17 protein-coding genes are annotated in these 17,902 nt (G+C 57.7%); 6 read left to right on the top strand and 11 right to left on the bottom strand.

The genetic code is table 11. The annotated features are described in order from the left end of the window. The gene (locus tag PO881_RS18355; RefSeq protein WP_061719816.1) at positions 1–741 is read left to right on the top strand and encodes an ABC transporter ATP-binding protein; all 741 of its coding nucleotides are present in this window, start codon (positions 1–3) and stop codon (positions 739–741) included. Beyond that, positions 738–2,264 carry a serine hydrolase domain-containing protein gene (locus tag PO881_RS18360; RefSeq protein ID WP_280172190.1) on the top strand — a complete coding sequence of 509 codons (1,527 nt, stop codon included), beginning with the start codon at positions 738–740 and terminating at the stop codon, positions 2,262–2,264. Before PO881_RS18355 ends, PO881_RS18360 begins: the two co-directional genes overlap by 4 nt. A 111-nt stretch (positions 2,265–2,375) precedes the next feature. Here PO881_RS18360 and PO881_RS18365 read toward each other — a convergent pair whose 3' ends face one another. The 10 genes from PO881_RS18365 to mntP all read right to left on the bottom strand — a co-directional run bounded on the left by PO881_RS18365 (position 2,376) and on the right by mntP (position 13,692). Continuing rightward, positions 2,376–3,212, bottom strand: a complete 837-nt coding sequence (locus PO881_RS18365) for a fumarylacetoacetate hydrolase family protein (protein ID WP_280172191.1) — start codon at positions 3,210–3,212, stop codon at positions 2,376–2,378. 77 nt (positions 3,213–3,289) lie between these two features. Continuing rightward, on the bottom strand, positions 3,290–4,111 hold the full coding sequence (locus tag PO881_RS18370; protein WP_280172192.1) for a M55 family metallopeptidase: 822 nt from the start codon (positions 4,109–4,111) through the stop codon (positions 3,290–3,292). Then, positions 4,111–5,151, bottom strand: coding sequence for a P1 family peptidase (locus tag PO881_RS18375; RefSeq protein WP_280172193.1), 1,041 nt, complete (start codon positions 5,149–5,151; stop codon positions 4,111–4,113). The genes PO881_RS18370 and PO881_RS18375 overlap by 1 nt, the downstream gene beginning before the upstream one ends. 2 nt (positions 5,152–5,153) lie before the next feature. Continuing rightward, on the bottom strand, positions 5,154–6,038 hold the full coding sequence (locus tag PO881_RS18380) for an ABC transporter permease subunit (RefSeq protein WP_280172194.1): 885 nt from the start codon (positions 6,036–6,038) through the stop codon (positions 5,154–5,156). Then, on the bottom strand, positions 6,038–6,967 hold the full coding sequence (locus PO881_RS18385) for an ABC transporter permease subunit (protein ID WP_008106670.1): 930 nt from the start codon (positions 6,965–6,967) through the stop codon (positions 6,038–6,040). Before PO881_RS18385 ends, PO881_RS18380 begins: the two co-directional genes overlap by 1 nt. Positions 6,968–7,221: 254 nt before the next feature. After that, a complete protein-coding gene (locus tag PO881_RS18390; RefSeq protein WP_101762769.1) occupies positions 7,222–8,763 on the bottom strand; it encodes a glutathione ABC transporter substrate-binding protein in 1,542 nt (513 codons plus the stop codon). A gap of 21 nt (positions 8,764–8,784) precedes the next feature. Continuing rightward, on the bottom strand, positions 8,785–10,647 hold the full coding sequence (locus tag PO881_RS18395) for an ABC transporter ATP-binding protein (protein ID WP_277974227.1): 1,863 nt from the start codon (positions 10,645–10,647) through the stop codon (positions 8,785–8,787). A gap of 18 nt (positions 10,648–10,665) precedes the next feature. Continuing rightward, complete coding sequence (dgcA, locus tag PO881_RS18400; protein WP_192236913.1) at positions 10,666–11,631, bottom strand: N-acetyl-D-Glu racemase DgcA; 966 nt, start codon at positions 11,629–11,631, stop codon at positions 10,666–10,668. A gap of 1 nt (position 11,632) precedes the next feature. After that, a complete protein-coding gene (dgcN, locus tag PO881_RS18405) occupies positions 11,633–12,640 on the bottom strand; it encodes an N-acetyltransferase DgcN (RefSeq protein ID WP_192236912.1) in 1,008 nt (335 codons plus the stop codon). A gap of 479 nt (positions 12,641–13,119) precedes the next feature. Then, positions 13,120–13,692, bottom strand: a complete 573-nt coding sequence (mntP, locus tag PO881_RS18410; protein WP_101762773.1) for a manganese efflux pump MntP — start codon at positions 13,690–13,692, stop codon at positions 13,120–13,122. 284 nt (positions 13,693–13,976) lie between these two features. Between mntP and PO881_RS18415 the strand changes: the two genes are divergently transcribed. The 4 genes from PO881_RS18415 (at position 13,977) to PO881_RS18430 (ending at position 17,160) form a co-directional block, all read left to right on the top strand. Continuing rightward, entirely contained in the window at positions 13,977–14,216 is a 240-nt protein-coding gene (locus PO881_RS18415) for a DUF1158 domain-containing protein (RefSeq protein ID WP_007891898.1), read from the top strand. A gap of 535 nt (positions 14,217–14,751) precedes the next feature. Further along, positions 14,752–16,362, top strand: coding sequence for a malate dehydrogenase (quinone) (gene mqo, locus PO881_RS18420; RefSeq protein WP_280172195.1), 1,611 nt, complete (start codon positions 14,752–14,754; stop codon positions 16,360–16,362). A 130-nt stretch (positions 16,363–16,492) separates the two neighbouring features. Then, complete coding sequence (locus PO881_RS18425; RefSeq protein WP_036621935.1) at positions 16,493–16,795, top strand: type II toxin-antitoxin system HigB family toxin; 303 nt, start codon at positions 16,493–16,495, stop codon at positions 16,793–16,795. Next, positions 16,795–17,160, top strand: coding sequence for a helix-turn-helix domain-containing protein (locus tag PO881_RS18430; protein ID WP_280172196.1), 366 nt, complete (start codon positions 16,795–16,797; stop codon positions 17,158–17,160). Before PO881_RS18425 ends, PO881_RS18430 begins: the two co-directional genes overlap by 1 nt. A 67-nt stretch (positions 17,161–17,227) precedes the next feature. Here PO881_RS18430 and PO881_RS18435 read toward each other — a convergent pair whose 3' ends face one another. Beyond that, positions 17,228–17,815 (bottom strand): LysE family translocator, encoded by a 588-nt coding sequence (locus PO881_RS18435; protein WP_176972553.1) that lies wholly within the window; start codon positions 17,813–17,815, stop codon positions 17,228–17,230. Positions 17,816–17,902 lie beyond the last annotated feature (87 nt).

A 17,902-nucleotide genomic window follows, 5' to 3' on the forward strand; every position in this document is an offset into this window, starting at 1 on the left:
ATGATTCAAATCGATAACCTGCGCATCAACTTCGGTGCGCACACGGCGGTAAAAGACGTCAGTTTCTCGGTCGGTAACGGCGAAAGCTTTGGCCTGGTCGGTGAAAGCGGCTCGGGCAAATCCACCATCCTGCGCGCGCTCGCCGGACTGAATGCCGACTGGCAAGGCAGCATGCTGTTTGGTGGCATGCAGCTCAGCGCCAAACGCAGCCGCGCCTTCTATCGTCAGGTGCAGATGGTATTTCAGGATCCGTTTGGTTCGCTGCACCCGCGCCAGACCATCGATCGCATCCTGCACGAACCGCTGCTGGTGCATCAGCTTGATCGCGCCGAACAGCGCATCAGCCAGGCGTTAGGCGAAGTGGGCTTGCCCGCGTCGGTGCGTTTCCGCTATCCGCATCAGCTGTCGGGCGGCCAGCGTCAGCGCGTGGCGATTGCGCGCGCGCTGATCGCCGAACCGGAAGTGCTGCTGCTGGATGAGCCGACCTCGGCGCTGGATGTGTCGGTGCAGGCCGAAATCCTCAATTTACTCAGCGATCTCCGCAGCGAGCGCAAACTCACCTACATTATGGTGACGCATAATCTCGCGGTGGTCACGCACCTGTGTCAGCGCATTGGCGTGATGCAGAATGGCGAAATGGTGGAACAGCTGAGCGCCGACGATCTGCGCGCGCGGCGCATCCAGCATCCGCATACCGCCCAACTTTTCGATCTCAGCATGACGCTGGAGGAACCGGCATGACCGCTTACTGGCAACGCGCCGCGGATGTCGCACAACAGATCACTGAAAGCTGGCAACAGCCCGACGCGCCGGGCGGTGCGATGATCCTGTTTGATGCGCAGCAGATTCACTCAACGCACTGCGCCGGATTGGCCGATTTGGCACAGCAAACGCCGTTCAGCGCCGACAGCGTGGTGCGTTTCGCCTCCATCACCAAACATCTGTTTGCGGCGCTAGTGACCGGGCCGGGCCGCCGCTATCTCAAGCTCGACGATCCGCTGGTGCAGCATCTGCCGCAGCTGCGCGGCGCCAACGGCCAGATCACCGTCGGCCAGGCGCTGGATATGAGCAGTGGTTTGCCGGACGTGCGCGAAACCTTATCGCTGCTGGGATTGTCGGTGTACAACGCCACCCGCGCCGACGACCTGCTGGATTTTGTCGCGCGCGAAGGCGATCTCAACTACGCGCCCGGCAGCGAAATCTCCTACACCAACACCGGCTATCGGCTGGTTGAAGAGGCGCTGAAAGCCAAAGGCGTGTTATTTAATGATCTGCTGCAGCAGTACATCTGTGATCCGCTGGACATCAACCTGATTGCGCCGGAAAGCTGGTTCGATATTGTGCCCGGTTTAGTGCCCGGCTACTGGCAAAACGGCGCGCAGTGGCAGCTCTCCAGCGCCGGTTTGCATCTCTCGGCATCGGGTAGCGTCACTGGCAGCCTGAATCATCTGACGCGCTGGCTGCAAAGCCTGCTGGCCGATAGCGGACCAGGCGCGGGCGTGCTGCAGCGCCTGAGCGCGCCGCGTCATCTCAACGATGGTCGCACCAGCGGATACGGTTTGGGCATCACCAGCTCGACGCTTGGCAGCCAGACGCTGTTCGGTCACGGCGGTTCGCATGCCGGTTATAAGAGCTATTTCCTGCTGCATCCGGAGCTGAAAATCGGCGTGGCGCTGGTCGCCAACCGCGAAGATGTCACCACCTCAGAAAGCGTGCTGCGCGTGATGGCGGCGCTGCTCAATCGTGCGTTACCGGAGAAAGGACACGATTTAACGCCCGGACTTTACGTGGCGGAAGACGCCGCCGACTGGCTGGAAATCAAAGGCGCGACCGCCACCTGGCTCGGCGCAGGCGAAACCTTGTGGCGTGACGATATGCACGGCACGGCGGTGTCGCTCTCCAGCACTTTCCCGATGCAACTACGCCATGCTGGCGCGGCGATTGTGGGAGAGATTGGTCATGCCGCCCGACGTTTTGTGCCGGTGCAGGCCGATCAGGCCAGCCTCGATCATCTGCAGGGCTGCTGGTTCGCACCGCAGTGGCGCAGCGAGTTGGTAATTGAGGGCGACAGCTTAATCATGGGCATCGGCCCGGCGGCAATTCGTGCGCGTTTGCAGTCGCTGGGCAACGATCGCCTATTAGCCACCGCGCAGGATGGGCCGTGGGAAAAGCGCTTCGCGATTGCGCGCGAAGGCGACACGCTGCGGCTGCTGTTGAATCGTAGCCGCGTGGTGCGCTTTTTACAGACAGCACGCCCTAAATAATTCGAGTTGCAGCAAGGCGGCAAGTGAGTGAATCCCCAGGAGCTTACATCAGTAAGTGACTGGGGTGAGCACACGTAGCCAACGCAGCGGCGGCTCGAAGTATGACGGGCACTAAGCCACGTAATGATGTAAACGACCGATTTTCTCGATTTCGACTTCAATCTTATCGCCGGGGAACATAAACAGCGGTGGCGTGCGTTTTTTACCGACGCCGCCCGGTGAACCGGTGATGATCACATCGCCTGGCGACAACGGGCTGAACGCGGAGATGTACTCAATGATCTTCGCCACCGGATGCACCATGCTGGCGGTGGTGTCGTTCTGCACTTCGCGCTGATTGAGCCAGGTTTTGATCGCCAGCTGCTGCGGATCGGGGATCTCGTCAGCGGTGGTCATCCACGGTCCGAAACCGCCGGTTTGCTGCCAGTTTTTCCCGGCGGTGAACCAGGTAAACTGCATGTCGCGCACCGTGGCGTCCATAAAGCAGCTGTAGCCCGCAACGTGCTGCAGCGCATCGGCGGCTTTCACCTGATAGGCCGCTTGACCGATGATCACCGCCAGCTCACCTTCGTAATCAAATTCCTGCGTGGTGATGGGTTTCAGCAGCGGCTGCTGGTGCGCCGCCAGCGAATCCGCGAAACGCACAAACAGCGTTGGCGCTTCAATCGTCTCGGCAAACTCTTTGCGTTTGTCGGCGTAGTTCATGCCAACGCAGAACACTTTGCCAGGATTTTCCACCACCGGCAGGAAGCGAATGGCGCTAAACGGGTGATCAATCGGCTGTGACACATAGGCGTCGAGATCGCTTAACGCGCCGCGTTGCAGCAAGGTTTTCAGGTCCGGGCAGTCAGCGCCAAGACGCAAGCCGATATCAATCACGCCCTCTTGCTGCACAATACCGTAACTTTTTCTTTGCTGGTCAATAAGATAAAAACTGCAGAGCTGCATGACTGCCTCGTTGTTATATATAAATTGCGCGCAGGTTAGCAAAATTCAGCAGGAAATGCGGACCGACCTGATGAAAATCACGACTGCGTGGTCGCCAGATAGGAGAAGGCGCTCAGCAGGCTAATCAACGTGTTCATGTCATCCGCGCGATAGCCTACGGTGACCGCGTCAATGCGCGTCACGCCGGGGATCAGGCTGAACAGATCCGCCAGCACAGGTTTGCTGGCTTGCAGCTGCATCTCATAGGGCGCGCTCAGGCGCGTGGTGCTGACCTGGCGTTTGCGTTGCACGGCGGCCGTCGCTGCAGCGCGAATGGCATTTTGCGCTGCCTGCGGGCTAATGGATTCGGCGCAGGTGTGCGAGATGGCGCGTTTCACGCAGATGTAATCCACCGAGGGATAATGCTCGGCAATCCAGCCTTTAAGCTGATCGTCACCGCTCACCAACCACAGCGGCGTGCCCTGTTCAGCCGCAGCTGCGGCGTAGATGTCGCTTTCGCCCATCACCTTGCCGTTGATGTGAATGCGCCAGAACGCACGGCCGTTAATGGTGTGCGCCAGCACGCCCGGTTCGCCCGCCGCGCTGTGATAGCCGATAAAGAACAGGCCATCAAACGGCTGCTGCTCAATGCCTTCTACCATCGATAAGCCGCGCGGTTTGCCCTGCACCATGCGCGCGCGGGGATCGATATTTTCCGCACGCAGGTTGGTCATCTGCGCGTGGCTGTCGGCCACCACCACTTCCGTTGCGCCGCCAGCAAAGGCGCCATCGATTGCGGCATTAACTTCCTGTTCCATCAGTCCGCGTGCCAGTTGGTATTCGGCGTGGCCGGGTGAACACTGTTCCGGCCGCATCACACCGGCGATGCCTTCGATATCGGCTGAGATAAAGATTTTCATCACATTAATTTATCCAATACTTCCGTTAACGACGGCCGATGATGGCCACGAAAACCGGTGACAGATTCGGCGCTGAGTAAGGCATCCAGCACCGCGTGTTCGGTGGCATCGGCGGCGGCGGCGAGCAGCGGTTCCAGCGTGGACTCTTCTGGCGGTTGCGGCTGCGGCTGGGTGGAAAACGCCAGCGCGATATCGCCCGAACCGTGGCCCCAATAACTGCCCAGTCGTCCCAAACCGGCACCGGCGCGTTTGGCGACGCGCTTCAGCTGACGTGCATCGAGCGGCGCATCGGTCGCCATAATAATGATGATGGAACCGGCATCGCGCTGCGGCGTCAGTTCCGGCAGCAGCGGCGCGATCATCTCACCCAGGCGTACGCCATCCAGCGTCAGCGCGGTTAACGCGCCAAAGTTCGCCAGCACCAGCACGCCCAGCGTGGCGTTGAGCGACGGAATACTGCGCGATGCCGTGCCAATGCCGCCTTTCAAACTGAAACAGCTCATGCCGCGCCCGGCACCGACGCTGCCGCGATCGAAATCTGCCGTGGCGTTATAGAGTGCTTGCTGCGCCATCGCTTCGGTGATCGCCAGCGCCTGAATATCGTTAAGCCAGCCGTCGTTGCACTCCAGCGCCAGCGGATTGACCGTGGGCAAGCTGCGGCCCAACTCAGGGTTACGGCTGATGGCATCGCGCACCAGCGTGGTAAACAGCGTGCCAATCGCCAGCGTGTTGCTCAGCAGAATCGGCGTTTGCAGCACGCCTAACTCTTCAACCTGCACCAGGCCAACCGGCTTGGCGAAACCGTTAAACACCGCCGCCGCACAAGGCAGCGGCTGGATAAACAGATTGTCGCCCGGCGGCACAATCGCGGTAACGCCGGTTTGTCGCTCGCCGTCGGCTAGCGTGTAGTGACCGACGCGCACGCCGGGCACATCGCTGATGCGATTGGTTGGCCCGCTGGCGCTGCGCGGTTGTCCCAGCTGACGCTCGTTGCGCCAGCGTTGCAGCAGCAGGTCGCGCTGCAGTTGTTGAAAGTCCATGCTTAGCTCTTCAGTTTGGGATCGAGCGTGTCGCGCAGCGCATCACCTAGCAGGTTAAACGCCAGCACGGTAATAAATATCGCCAGACCCGGAAACACGCTGACGTGCCACAAGCCCGCCATCATCATGCTGCGGCTCATCGCCAGAATATTGCCCCACTCCGGCACATCGGGCTCCGGGCCGAGGCCGATAAAACTCAGCCCGGCGGCGGTCAGAATACTGGTGCCGATACGCATAGTGAAATAGACAATCACGTTTGACAGCGTGCCCGGCAGAATATGGCGCAGCAGAATCACGCGATCCGGCGCACCGGCGCAGCGCACCGCTTCCACGTACGCTGCCTGTTTCAGCGACAGCGTAGAAGCACGCACGATACGGGCAAATACCGGCACGCTGAAGATGGCGACCGCAATGATCACGTTGTTGAGTCCCGGACCGAGAATCGCTACCACTGCAATCGCCAGCAGCATGCCGGGAAAGGCGAACAGCACGTCGGAGCCACGCATAATCAGCATATCGATCCAGCGTCCGTAATAGCCCGCCAGCAGGCCCAGCAGCACGCCGACCACCATGCCGAGCGTCACCGACAGCACGCCAACGTACAGTGAGATACGCGCGCCGAAAATGATGCGGCTGAACAGATCGCGGCCGAGTTCGTCGGTGCCCATCCAGTGCGTGCTGGACGGCGGCGATGACAGCGCCATCCAGTCCGGCGCCATCGGATCCCATGGCGCCAGCCAGGGTGCGAAAATAGCCACCAGCACCAGCAGCAGCACAAAGCCACCGGAGACCAGCGCCAGCGGATTACGCACCAGCGCGTGCAGGAAATCACGCCACGGCGAACGGATCGCCTCCTGCGCTTGGGCAGGCAGAGATTGCAGACTCATCAGGGCTCCTGTCGCAGGCGAATTGCTGGGTTGACCACGGCATACAGCAGATCGACCAGCAGGTTAATGACGATAAATTCAAACACGAACAGCATGACTAATGCCTGGATCACCGGTTGATCCTGCGCCTTGATCGACTCGATCAACAGCCAGCCCAGTCCCGGCCAGTTGAACACGCTTTCGACCACAATCGATCCGCCGAGTAAGAAACCGAACTGCAAACCGAGCATGGTGATCACCGGGATCAACGCATTGCGCATCACGTGTTTCCACGTTACCAGCCGATTGCGCAGCCCTTTGGCTTTGGCGGTACGCACGTAATCTTCCTGCGCCACTTCAAGAAACGCCGAACGGGTGAAGCGCGCCATCACCGCTGCCACCGAGGAACCGAGTGTGATCGCCGGTAATACGATGTCGCTGGGCTGGTTAAAGCCGCTGACAGAGAACAGGCCAAACGGCATGGCGACGAACTGGATCAGCAGCAGACCGAGCCAGAAAGTGGGCATGGAGATGCCGCCGACGGCGACGCTCATTAAGGTCCAGTCCTGCCATTTACCGCGTTTCAGTGCGGCAAATACGCCGAGGAATAACCCCAGAATCACCGACCAGGCAAACCCGGCCAGCGCCAGCCACAGCGTCGGCATAAAGCCCTGTTTGATCACGTCCAGCACCGGCTGTTGGGTGCGATAAGTGACGCCCAGATCGCCACGCAGCAGGCCGCCGATCCAGTTGATATATTGCTGCGGCAGCGGATCGTTAAGTCCGAGATGCTGACGCGCTGCTTCCACCGCGGCCAAAGGCGCATCCGGCCCGGCGTAGATACGCGCCGGATCGCCAGGCAGCAGTTTGATGAAGCCGAAGACCAGCAGCGAGACCACCAGCAATACGGGGATCATCTCCAGCAGTCGGCGAATGATGTATGCGAACATGCGGTTCCTTTATTTTTTTGGGATGGTGCTGGTTGCTCCCAGATGGTGCTGGCTGTCTCCAGATCGTGCTGGCTGTCCCCAGACCGTGCTGGCTGTCCCCCATCCCGGCCTTCCCCCGCTTGCGGGGGAAGGAGATGCTGCCACATGCCAGTGATGAAGCTGCATGTGGCAGCATCTTCCTCCCCCATTTATGGGGGAGGACCGAGGAGGGGGACAGCGAGCACATTCGCAGGATGAAAGCGAGCACCCAACCTTTACTTAAACGTCGCCTGATTAAACAGGAAGTTACCATCCGGCAGCATCGACACACCGCTCAGCGTGCTGCGTTTGCCGACCAGATTGTCTGGCGTGCCGAGGAACGCTACCGGTGCCTCTTTCCACAACACTTTCTGCGCTTCGGCGTAGGCTTCACCACGCTTGGCCGGATCGGCGGTGGCTAAGCCACCGGCAATCGCTTTGTCGGCTTCGGCGTTGCTGAAGTACGAAACGTTATACGAGGTCGGCACCCAGGATTCGGTGGCGTAGAGTGGACGCAAGGCCCAATCGGCATCACCGGTTGAGGTCGACCAGCCGCCGTAGTAGAGATCAAATTCCGCCTGTTTCGGATCCTTCACGCCCCACAGTTTGGCGTTGCGTGTGCCGGAATCCATCGGCGTGACCGTGGCGCGAATGCCCACCGTTGCCAGCTGCGCTTTTAACACCTGCGCGGCACGCACGCTGGCGGTGGCGTTGGTGACCCACAGTTTGAGATCGAGGCCATTCGGATAACCGGCGGCCTTCAGCAGCGCTTTGGCTTCATCTGGCGCATAGCGATAGTTAGGCGCGCTCTGCTTCTGGTAGAACTGCACGCCTTCCGGAATCGCCGAACTGGCCGGTTTACCCATGCCGGCAAACGCCACTTTCAGCCACAGATCGCGGTCAATGGCGTAGTTGATCGCCTGCCGCACGCGCACATCATTCAGCGGTTTGTGCTGAGTGTTGATCGCCATGTAATAGAGATAAATGCTCGGATCGCGCTGCACCGCCAGTTTGCTGTCGCTTTGCACGGTGGCGATTAGATCGGATGGCAGCGGCCAGATCGCATCCACCTGGCCCGACTTCAGCGCCGCAACGCGCGTGGCATCTTCCGGGCTGGGCGAGAAGATCACGTTATCCACTTTCGGCCAGCCTTTTTGCCAGTAGCCGTCGTATTTCGCCAGCGTCACCGCTTTGCCCGGCTGCCACGTTACAAACTTGAACGGGCCGGTGCCGACCGGATGCAGACGCAGCTGCGCTTCTTCCGGATACTGCTTGAGAATCGCCGGGCTCCACATCACCGCCGACGGATGCGCCAGCGTGTTAATGAAGGCACCAAACGATTGGTTCAGATCGATTTTCACCTGATCCGGCGCCAGCACCGTTACCTTAGCAATCATCTTGTAAAGGCTGTTGCGCTTGAGGCCTTTGCTCTGATCGGCAAGGCGATCGAGGTTGGCTTTCACCGCTTCAGCATCGAACGGCGTGCCGTCCTGGAAGGTCACGTCTTTACGCAGCGTCAGGGTAAATTCGGTGGCGCTATCGTTGCTGGTGTAACTCGTCGCCAGCCACGGCTGCAGCTTCATCTTTGCATCGAACTGGAACAGACGCTCGAAGATGCCGCTCTGCACCGAGTAGCTGACGTTATCGGAGGTATCGTGCGGATCGAGGCCGGTGATATCGGCATACATCGAAATACGCAGATCCTGCGCCTGAGCGGCGGCGGCCAGCGAGAGGGTCAATCCCAGCGCAAGCGCAGTACGGCGAAAAATCGGATTCATGAAATCTCCTGGTATTGAGGGTTAGCGCGAAACAAAGTCAGCGACCCAGTGTTGCGGAGCAACCTGGCGATAACGCGGTTTAATGACCGTTTCTCCCACCTTGCGCAGCGGCGAAGGAATTTCGCCCTCTTCGAAAGTGCGGGGTTGCCGGTTCTGGGGATCGGCCACCGGCACCGAGGCCAGCAGACGTTGGGTATAAGGATGTTGTGGCTGGTTGAACACCGATTGGCGCGGGCCCAGCTCAACAATCTGGCCGAGATACATCACCGCCACGCGGTTAGCGATACGTTCCACCACCGCCATGTCGTGCGAGATAAAAATCCACGCCACGCCGGTTTGCTGTTGCAGATCCATCATCAGGTTCACCACCTGCGCCTGAATTGAGACGTCCAGCGCCGAGACGGCTTCGTCGGCGATGATCACTTTGGGTTTCAACGCCATGGCGCGCGCAATCGCAATACGCTGGCGCTGGCCGCCGGAAAATTCGTGCGGATAGCGCCGCGCATGTTCCGGCAATAAGCCCACGCTTTTCAGCAACGCATCAACCTGCGGCGACGCTTCTTCCAGCGATTTCACCCTGCCGTGCAGCAGCAGCGGTTCGGCAATGGTGAAGCCGACAGTGAGACGTGGATTGAGCGAGGCGTAAGGATCCTGAAACACCATCTGGATTTCACGGCGCAGCGGCTGGAACTGCGCTTCTTTCAGGTTGGCGATTTCATTGCCCTGGAAATGGATGCTGTCGGCGTCGCTGTTAATCAGCCGCATCAGCGCCCGGCCGGTGGTGGATTTGCCGCAGCCGCTTTCGCCGACAATCGCCAGGGTTTCGCCCGGCCACAGGCTGAAGTCGATCTGCTCCACCGCGTGCACCTGATGGGTGAGCGCCGAGAAAATCCCGCTGCGAATCGGGTAGTACACTTTCAGGCCACGCACATCCAGCAGCGGCGTTTCGTCATAGCGCGCGGTGCGCTGCTCGCTGTTATCGCTAGCATTGCTGCCCAACAGCGGAAAACGCTGCGGCCATGCGTGTTCGCGCATATCGCCGAGCTTCGGCACCGCCGCCAGTAACGCTTTGGTGTAAGGATGCTGCGGCGCATTGAAGATTTCAGTTACCGTGCCCTGTTCAACCACTTCGCCGCGCAGCATCACCACCACGCGATCGGCGATTTCTGCCACCACGCCCATGTCGTGAGTAATGAACAGCACCGCCATCTGCTTCTCGCGTTGCAGGTCGCGCAGGATGTGCAGAATGCGCGCCTGCACCGTGACATCCAGCGCGGTGGTCGGCTCATCGGCGATCAGCAGTTGCGGATCGCAGGCCAGCGCCTGCGCAATCATCACGCGCTGGCGCATGCCGCCCGACAGCGAATGCGGATAGCTTTTCATTACGCGGTCCACATCGGCGATGCGCACCTGGCGCAGTAATTCACGTGCGCGCGAGTCGGCCTGACTTTTATCGCAAATCTGATGGTCACGCAGCGCTTCAGTCAGCTGATCGCCGACGCGCAGCACCGGATTGAGCGAGGTCATCGGCTCCTGAAATATCATCGCCATTTCGCGACCACGCAAAGCACGGCGCTGGGTTTCATTCAGCGTGGCAAGCTGATGCACGTGGCCCTGACGATCGCGGAACTGCATGCTGCCGCGATCGATACGCCCGGATGCGGCTAGCAAGCCCATCACCGCCAGCGAGGTGACCGATTTACCCGAGCCACTTTCGCCCACCACGGCGACAATTTCGCCCTGATGAATGTTAAAACTGATGCCCTTCAACGCCTGATTTTCGCCGCTGCGGCCGCGAAAACTGACGCTGAGATCCTGAATCGCGAGCACCGGTTCTGAACCGGCAACGCTGGCGGCGTTGGATGTGAGTAAAGTGTCCGTCATCGTTGCTCCGCGTGCGGGTTACAGCCAGATTTGGCCTTGAGCGTAAGAAAGGAAGGGCGAGCTATCGGCGGCCAGCCAAATGGGGCCATCGAGATCGACATGTTCAGCGGCAATCGCCACCGGCAGCGCCGCTTCCATCGCCAGTGAAGAACCGAGCATGCAGCCGACCATCAACCGCATATCGTGCTTCTGCGCCTCTTCCACCATCGCCAGCGCTTCGGTCAAACCGCCGCACTTATCCAGCTTGATGTTGATCATCTCGTAGCGATTGCGCAGCGGCGCGATGTCCTCGCGGGTGTGGCAGCTCTCGTCGGCACACACCGGAATCGGGTGCGTGAAGCGCTGCAACGCCTGATCCTGACCCGCCGGCAGCGGCTGCTCGACCATCGCGATGTTAAAACTCGCCAGCGCGTTGAACAGGCTGGGCAAATCCACGCCCGACCAGGCTTCGTTGGCATCAATGATTAAGGTGGCGCGCGGCGCGGCCTGACGAATCGCGGCGACTTTCTCCAGAATGTCGTCGCGATTAAGTTTGATTTTCAGCAGGATGGCGCCGCGTGATACCGCATCGGCAGCGGCGGCGGCCATGTTTTCGATGGAGTCGAGGCTGAGAGTTTCGGCGGTGATCACCGATGGCGGCTGACGACGCTCGCACTGTTGCCACAGCGTGTGCTTCGCCAGCGCGGCATCGAGACGCCACAGCGCACAGTCCAGCGCATTACGCGCTGAACCCGCTGATAAACGGCTTTGCAGATCGAGGCGGCTCAGGCCCGCTTCCATGGCAGCGCGCAGCGCTTCCAGTTCGGCGTTGACGCTTTCTGGCGTTTCATCGTAGCGCGGCGTTGGCGTACATTCGCCGCGGCCAATAAAGCCGTTCTGCTCCAGCGTCACGCGAATCACCGTGACTGCGGTGCGCGTACCGCGTGAGATGGCGAACGGACGCGCCAGCGGCAGCTCCAGCACTTCAATCTGCATGCGCCGCATGTTAGCCACGCTCCTGCAGCAGCGCGGCGATATCCGCAATGCCAAAACGCACCGGATCGGTAGCAGGCACGCCGAATTCGGCGCTGATCTCTGCACAATAGGCGCGCGCTTCGTCTTCGCTGTAGTTCGAGGTGTTGATGGCGAAACCGGCCAGCTGAACCGCGTCGCTGGTGACGTGCGCTGCGCGCAGGTTGGCTTCAACGCAATCTTTCAGGCTGACCATTGGCTGATGCGGCAGATGACGCATATGCGGACGCCCCATTTCATGGCACATCACCAGCCAGTGCGGCTGCGCACCGTGGATCAGGCCCATGCTGACGCCAGCATAGGAAGGATGGAACAGCGAACCCTGACCTTCAACGATATCCCAGTGATCGGCGTCATTGGCTGGCGACAGCGCTTCGACCGCGCCGGCGATGAAGTCGGCAATCACTGCATCAATCGCGATACCTTCGCCCGCGACCAAAATACCGGTCTGGCCGGTGGCGCGGAAATCGGCTTGCATGCCGCGTTCACGCATCGCGGCTTCCAGCGCCAGCGAGGTGTACATCTTGCCTACCGAGCAATCGGTGCCGACAGTAAGTACACGCTTACCTGTGCGCTTTTTACCGCTGCCGACCTCCAGTTTTGGGCGCATGTGGCGCAGGTCGAACAGTTCAACGCCGAACTCTTTGGCCAACGCCACCAGCTCCGGCTCATCCACCAGACGATGGTGCAAACCGCTGGCCACGTTCATCCCGGCAGAGAGGGCGCTTTTTACCGTGTCGAGCCAATGCGTGGGCAAGTAACCGCCGGCATTGGCGGTGCCGAGCACCAGCGTTTTGGCACCGCGCGCTTTGGCAGCGGCGATGTCGAGGACGTCGAGGCCAAGCGTGACGGTGCAGCCCGGCAGTTTGATTTCGCCAACGCACTGCTCTGGACGCCAGACGTGAATGCCGCGTGCGGTTTTAGCGGCCAGTGGATCGGTAACGTCGCCGAGGAAGAGTAAATAAGGTTGTGGGATCAGCATGATGTTTCTCGTTTCAGACGGTTTATAGGGCCTGAATTGACTATTTCACGCAGAAGATAGGGTGACGAATGCTTGTTTAGTGGCGGGGTATAACGTGCGGCTATAGCCAGATCGAAATCTAATGGCTGAGAAGTTTTATCAGCGAGTTAGGGGAAAAATGGAGAGATTAGCGGCTGGAGAGATAAGAAAATCGTTGATAACCACAGGTCGATCCCTGACCGCGATTATCGAGGGTATTTGACGGAATGCTTAGTTTAAAGCACCCGGCGGTACGTGTTTGAAAGTCTCGACATAAGAACGGAACACGTAGCGGAAAAAGCGTTTCATAAAGCACCTGGTTCAAAAATTGTTGAAGAAATACGCAAAAAGTATAGCCGCTGAGCGTTTTTACCGCAATTATTTTTGAAGTAGATCACAGAATTGGGGATTAGTGCGGATGTGAAGAAGAGGTCGCCATGAATGGCATAACGACAACGTGGTTAGTTAAACCAGCCTAAATGCTCGCTTAAAATGGTGCAGCCAATGCTGATCAGCACTACGCCGCCCAACACTTCCGCCCATTTGCCCATCACCGGGCCGATAAAGCGTCCAACCAATACGCCGGTGGTTGCCATGATAGTGGTCGCCGCGCCGATGGTGACGGCGGTCATGATGATATTCACCTGCAGGAACGCCAGGCCAACACCGACGGCCAGCGCATCAAGACTGGTGGCGACGGCGGTTAACGCCAGCACCATAAAACCATGACGCTGCGGCGCTTCGCACGGCTCGTCAGCGGTTTGACGAAAACCTTCCATCATCATACGGCCGCCCAGCACGGTTAACAGCACGAATGCCACCCAATGATCCCACGCCATGATGTAGCGGCTGGCCGCGAGGCCAATTGCCCAGCCAATCAGCGGCGTCAACATTTCGATAACGCCGAAAATCAGGCCGGTTCGCAGTGCCTCTTTGAAACCTGGGCGATGCAGCGACGCGCCTTTGCCCAGTGCTGCGGCGAAAGCGTCCATCGACATGCCAAAGGCCAAAATCAGGGTTGCGATAAATGTCATGGGTTTTCAATCAATGCCGCGGAACCGGCGCTAAAGCCGCTACTTGTCCGCATTTATTGTTCAGTAATGAAAAAGTGCGCGCAGTCTAACACGCAAAAACGCCAAAAAAAAGACAGTAAAATCAGGGATTTAAGTATAGCAAAGGCTATAACTCTTAACTTCCGCTATTTTTGACGCTAAGTGAATGGAATAGAAGAAATTTCTGAGCGCGAGCCGGCGCGGGGATTGCACCGTAGCGCGGTTTTATGCGCTAATGCCCGCGCTAACTGATTTGGACAATGACCATGAATAACCCATTCGAAACGCTGATCATCCCAGGCGGCATTCTGCTGCTAGGCTTTCTTTCCGCCCTGCTGCTGCCCGCGCCTTCATTTGGTATTGAGCTGGCAAAACAATTGCAGGAAAGCCTGCATTTGATGGATGTTAATCAGCTGTATACCATCGTCTTTAGTTTGTGGTTTTTGCTGCTGGGCGCGATCGAGTTTTTCGTGATTCGCTTCCTGTGGCGCCGCCGATCGCGCTGATCATTTTTCCGGCAAGGTGATGCATTTTTCTTCTGGCAGCTTTACGCGGCCATACCTCAATTCATCACCACAAAAATGTAACATTACTTTTACACGACATGGCGAAATATCGCGCAACATAAAATCCGCATAAATAATCAATTTAGTTAAAACATATATTTTTCAACACATTAAAATGTGATGCATATCACCCGCCGTTTTCACCCCCGTCAAAACCCCTCACAATAGCGTAACAACTGCATTACTCTAACCGTCTGATTAAGAGATAAAAATCCCTTATGACCGCGAGGTTGAGCTGATTAATTCTTATGCTGAATCATTTCCGCCTTTAAAAAATAAACAAACGTTTAATTCCGATACGAGAATGTTATATTCGGATGCATATGCATAACGTGCAGTTAACCGTTATCGTCCCCGTGACTTATACCTGAGTCTTAACCTTTGAGAGATAGCGCCACGCGCTCGAAAGAAGCGCGGCTATTTCGCCTGCGAACCTGTTGAGCTTCAGGTCAACAGAGAGAGGAGATGTCGCCTCATGAGTACTACTGCGGTAAATCTGGCGCTCGCCGCCGCTTCAATGGAAAGTGCAAACCTTCAGGAACGAAAAGACGTCGACGTACTGCTGATTGGCGCAGGCGTGATGAGTGCGACTTTGGGCGCATGGCTGCAAGATCTCGAGCCTGACTGGTCAGTTGAGATGGTTGAACGTCTTGATGATGTGGCCGTTGAATCCTCTAATGGCTGGAACAACGCCGGAACCGGTCACGCCGCGCTGGCGGAGCTCAACTATACGCCGCAGAAGGCGGATGGCAGCATCGACATCGCCAAAGCGGTCGCGATTAATGAATCGTTCCAGATTTCGCGTCAGTTCTGGGCGTATCACGTGCAGAAAGGCAACCTGCGCAATCCCAAAAGCTTTATCCACAGTACGCCGCACATGAGTTTCGTCTGGGGCGACGATAACGTTGAATTCCTGCGTAAGCGTTTCAATGCGCTGCAGAAAAGCACGCTGTTCCGCGGCATGAATTACTCTGAAGATCGCGATCAAATCACGGAGTGGATTCCGCTGGTGATGAACGGCCGCGACAGCAAACAGAAAGTGGCGGCGACCTGGACCGAAATGGGTACCGACGTGAACTTCGGTGAAGTAACGCGTCAGCTGATTGCCTCTTTAGAGAAGAAAGCCAATTTCCGCCTGCGTCTGCGCCAGGAAGTGCGTGATATCAAACGCCTGAGCGACGGTCGCTGGCAGGTCACGCTGCATAATCTGGCCAGCGGTGAAAATCGTGTGCTGACCACGCGCCAGCTGTTTATCGGTGCCGGCGGTGCGGCGTTGCCGCTGCTGCAGAAATCCGGCATTCCGGAAGTGAAAGGCTACGCCGGTTTCCCGGTGGGCGGTTCATTCCTGGTGACGGAAAATCCTGACGTGGTGAAACAGCATATGGCGAAGGTGTATGGCAAAGCCAGCGTCGGCGCACCGCCGATGTCGGTGCCGCACGTCGATACCCGCGTGCTGGATGGCAAACAGGTGCTGCTTTTTGGGCCGTTTGCTACCTTCTCAACCAAATTCCTCAAAGAGGGTTCGCTGCTGGATATGTTCGGCGCGATGAACACCAGCAACCTCAAGCCGATGGTGCAGGTTGGCCTGAAGAGCTTCGACCTGGTGAAATATCTGGTTGATCAGGTGTTGCAAAGCGACAGCGATCGTATGGAAGCGTTGCGCGCTTACGTGCCGCAGGCGAAGCATGAAGATTGGCGTTTAGTCACTGCCGGCCAGCGCGTGCAAATCATCAAGAATGATGCCGTTGAAGGTGGCGTGCTGCGTCTTGGTACTGAAGTGGTGACTTCGGAAGATGGCACCATTTCCGCCCTGCTGGGTGCCTCGCCGGGCGCCTCCACCGCCGCACCGATTATGCTTGAGCTGATGGCGAAAGCCTTCCCGGAACAGATGCGTTCACCGGAGTGGCAGACCAAAATCCGCATGGTGATCCCATCGTGGGGCCGCAAGCTGAACGGCGACGTCGCACTGACCGAGAAAGTGCTGGCCGATACCAGTCGCGTGCTGCAACTCGACTACGAACCGGTGATTACACCCGATGCCGCCAACGATGAAGCGCGCGAAACCGCGCACGTGGTGGGTAAGTAACAAGGTAGTATCGGATGTTGGCAAGATGAGAGGCCGCGAAAGCGGCCTCTTTTTTATGCCTAACGCAAGAAATGTCCCAAATTGGGATTCAGGTTTGTTATAGTCCCAAAACGGGATTAAGATGCGCTGCATGAGAATCATATCGGTAAGGTCATTAAGGGAGTTTATGACGGCGAACCCCGACTCTTCGCAGCCGTTGAGAGCCTGGATTGATGAAGCACAGAAGGCCGACTGGTCAAGCCCGGCAGATATTAAGGAACAATACCGCCACGCCAGCATCCTTAAAGGCAGCCGAGTGGTATTCAACATCAAAGGAAACGATTATCGACTGATAGCGGCCATTGCGTATCCACAGAAGCTGATATTTATAAAGTTTATCGGCACACATCGGGAATATGACGCGATTGACGCTAATACGGTGGAGCAACGCTAATGACATTAACCATTAAACCTATTCATTCCGAACAGGATTACGAAGCGGCTCTTGAAGCTATTTCGCCGCTCTTTAAACATGTGCCCGAACTCGGCACACCAGAGAGCGATTATATGATTGTGATGAGCATGCTAATTGAGGCATGGGAAAAAAAGCATTATCCCATTGAGGCTGCCGATCCGATTGAAGCCATCAAGTTCAGGATGGAACAACAAGGGCTTACTGCCAAGGATTTGGAGCCCGCAATTGGCCGCCGCAATCGCGTTTATGAAGTGCTCAATGGCAAACGTTCATTGTCACTGGAAATGATCCGTAATCTGCATAAGCAGTTTGGAATTCCATTAGAGAGCCTGGTCGGATTGTAAGGCGAACGGGTTGCCATTAATGGCAACCCGGAAAGTGCAAAGTGCGCATTTTTGCGCACCGAAGTATCTAGCTCAGAAGCACCGCGTCGTACAACATCCACACTGTTGTCGCCACCAGCGAAAGCGCCATCAAACTGTTAAACGCCTGACGTTTCCACGCGACCTGCAGATGGCTGCGAAGGCGATCGCCCAGCGCTGCCCAAATCAAAATGCACGGCAGATTCAGTGCGGCGAATCCCAACAGCACCGTCAGCACGCCGTTACTGTTGGCGTACATCAGCGCCACGTTGGTGACCATCAACCAGGCCTTGGGATTAACCGCCTGGAAACAGATGCCGCCAATTAGCGTCATGGGACGCGGGCGTTCACGCAGTTGCGGCGCGCCAGCGCGGAAAATCTTCCACGAAAGCCACAGCAGATAGCTACAGCCGACTACCGTCAACGGCAGGCGAATCGCGCCCATCCAGTGCAGCAGCGCATCCAGCGCCACGCTCGCCAGTAGCATCTGTATTGCGCAGCCTAGCAGGATGCCAAACAGCATCGGCAGCGTGCGTTTAAAGCCAAAGTTAACACCCGACGTTGCCAGCAGCAGGTTATTTGGACCCGGCGTGATCGACATCACGGTGACGTAGCTGAAGAATGATGGATCGAGCATGATGCGCTTCCTGAAGAATCAATGATGCCTTCATGCTAATGCGTATGTTGCAATGGAAACAGAGACACAAAACCACTATTGTAATGG

Origin of the sequence: Pantoea sp. SS70, assembly GCF_029866845.1 — a bacterium.
Taxonomy (GTDB): Bacteria; Pseudomonadota; Gammaproteobacteria; order Enterobacterales; family Enterobacteriaceae; genus Pantoea; species Pantoea leporis.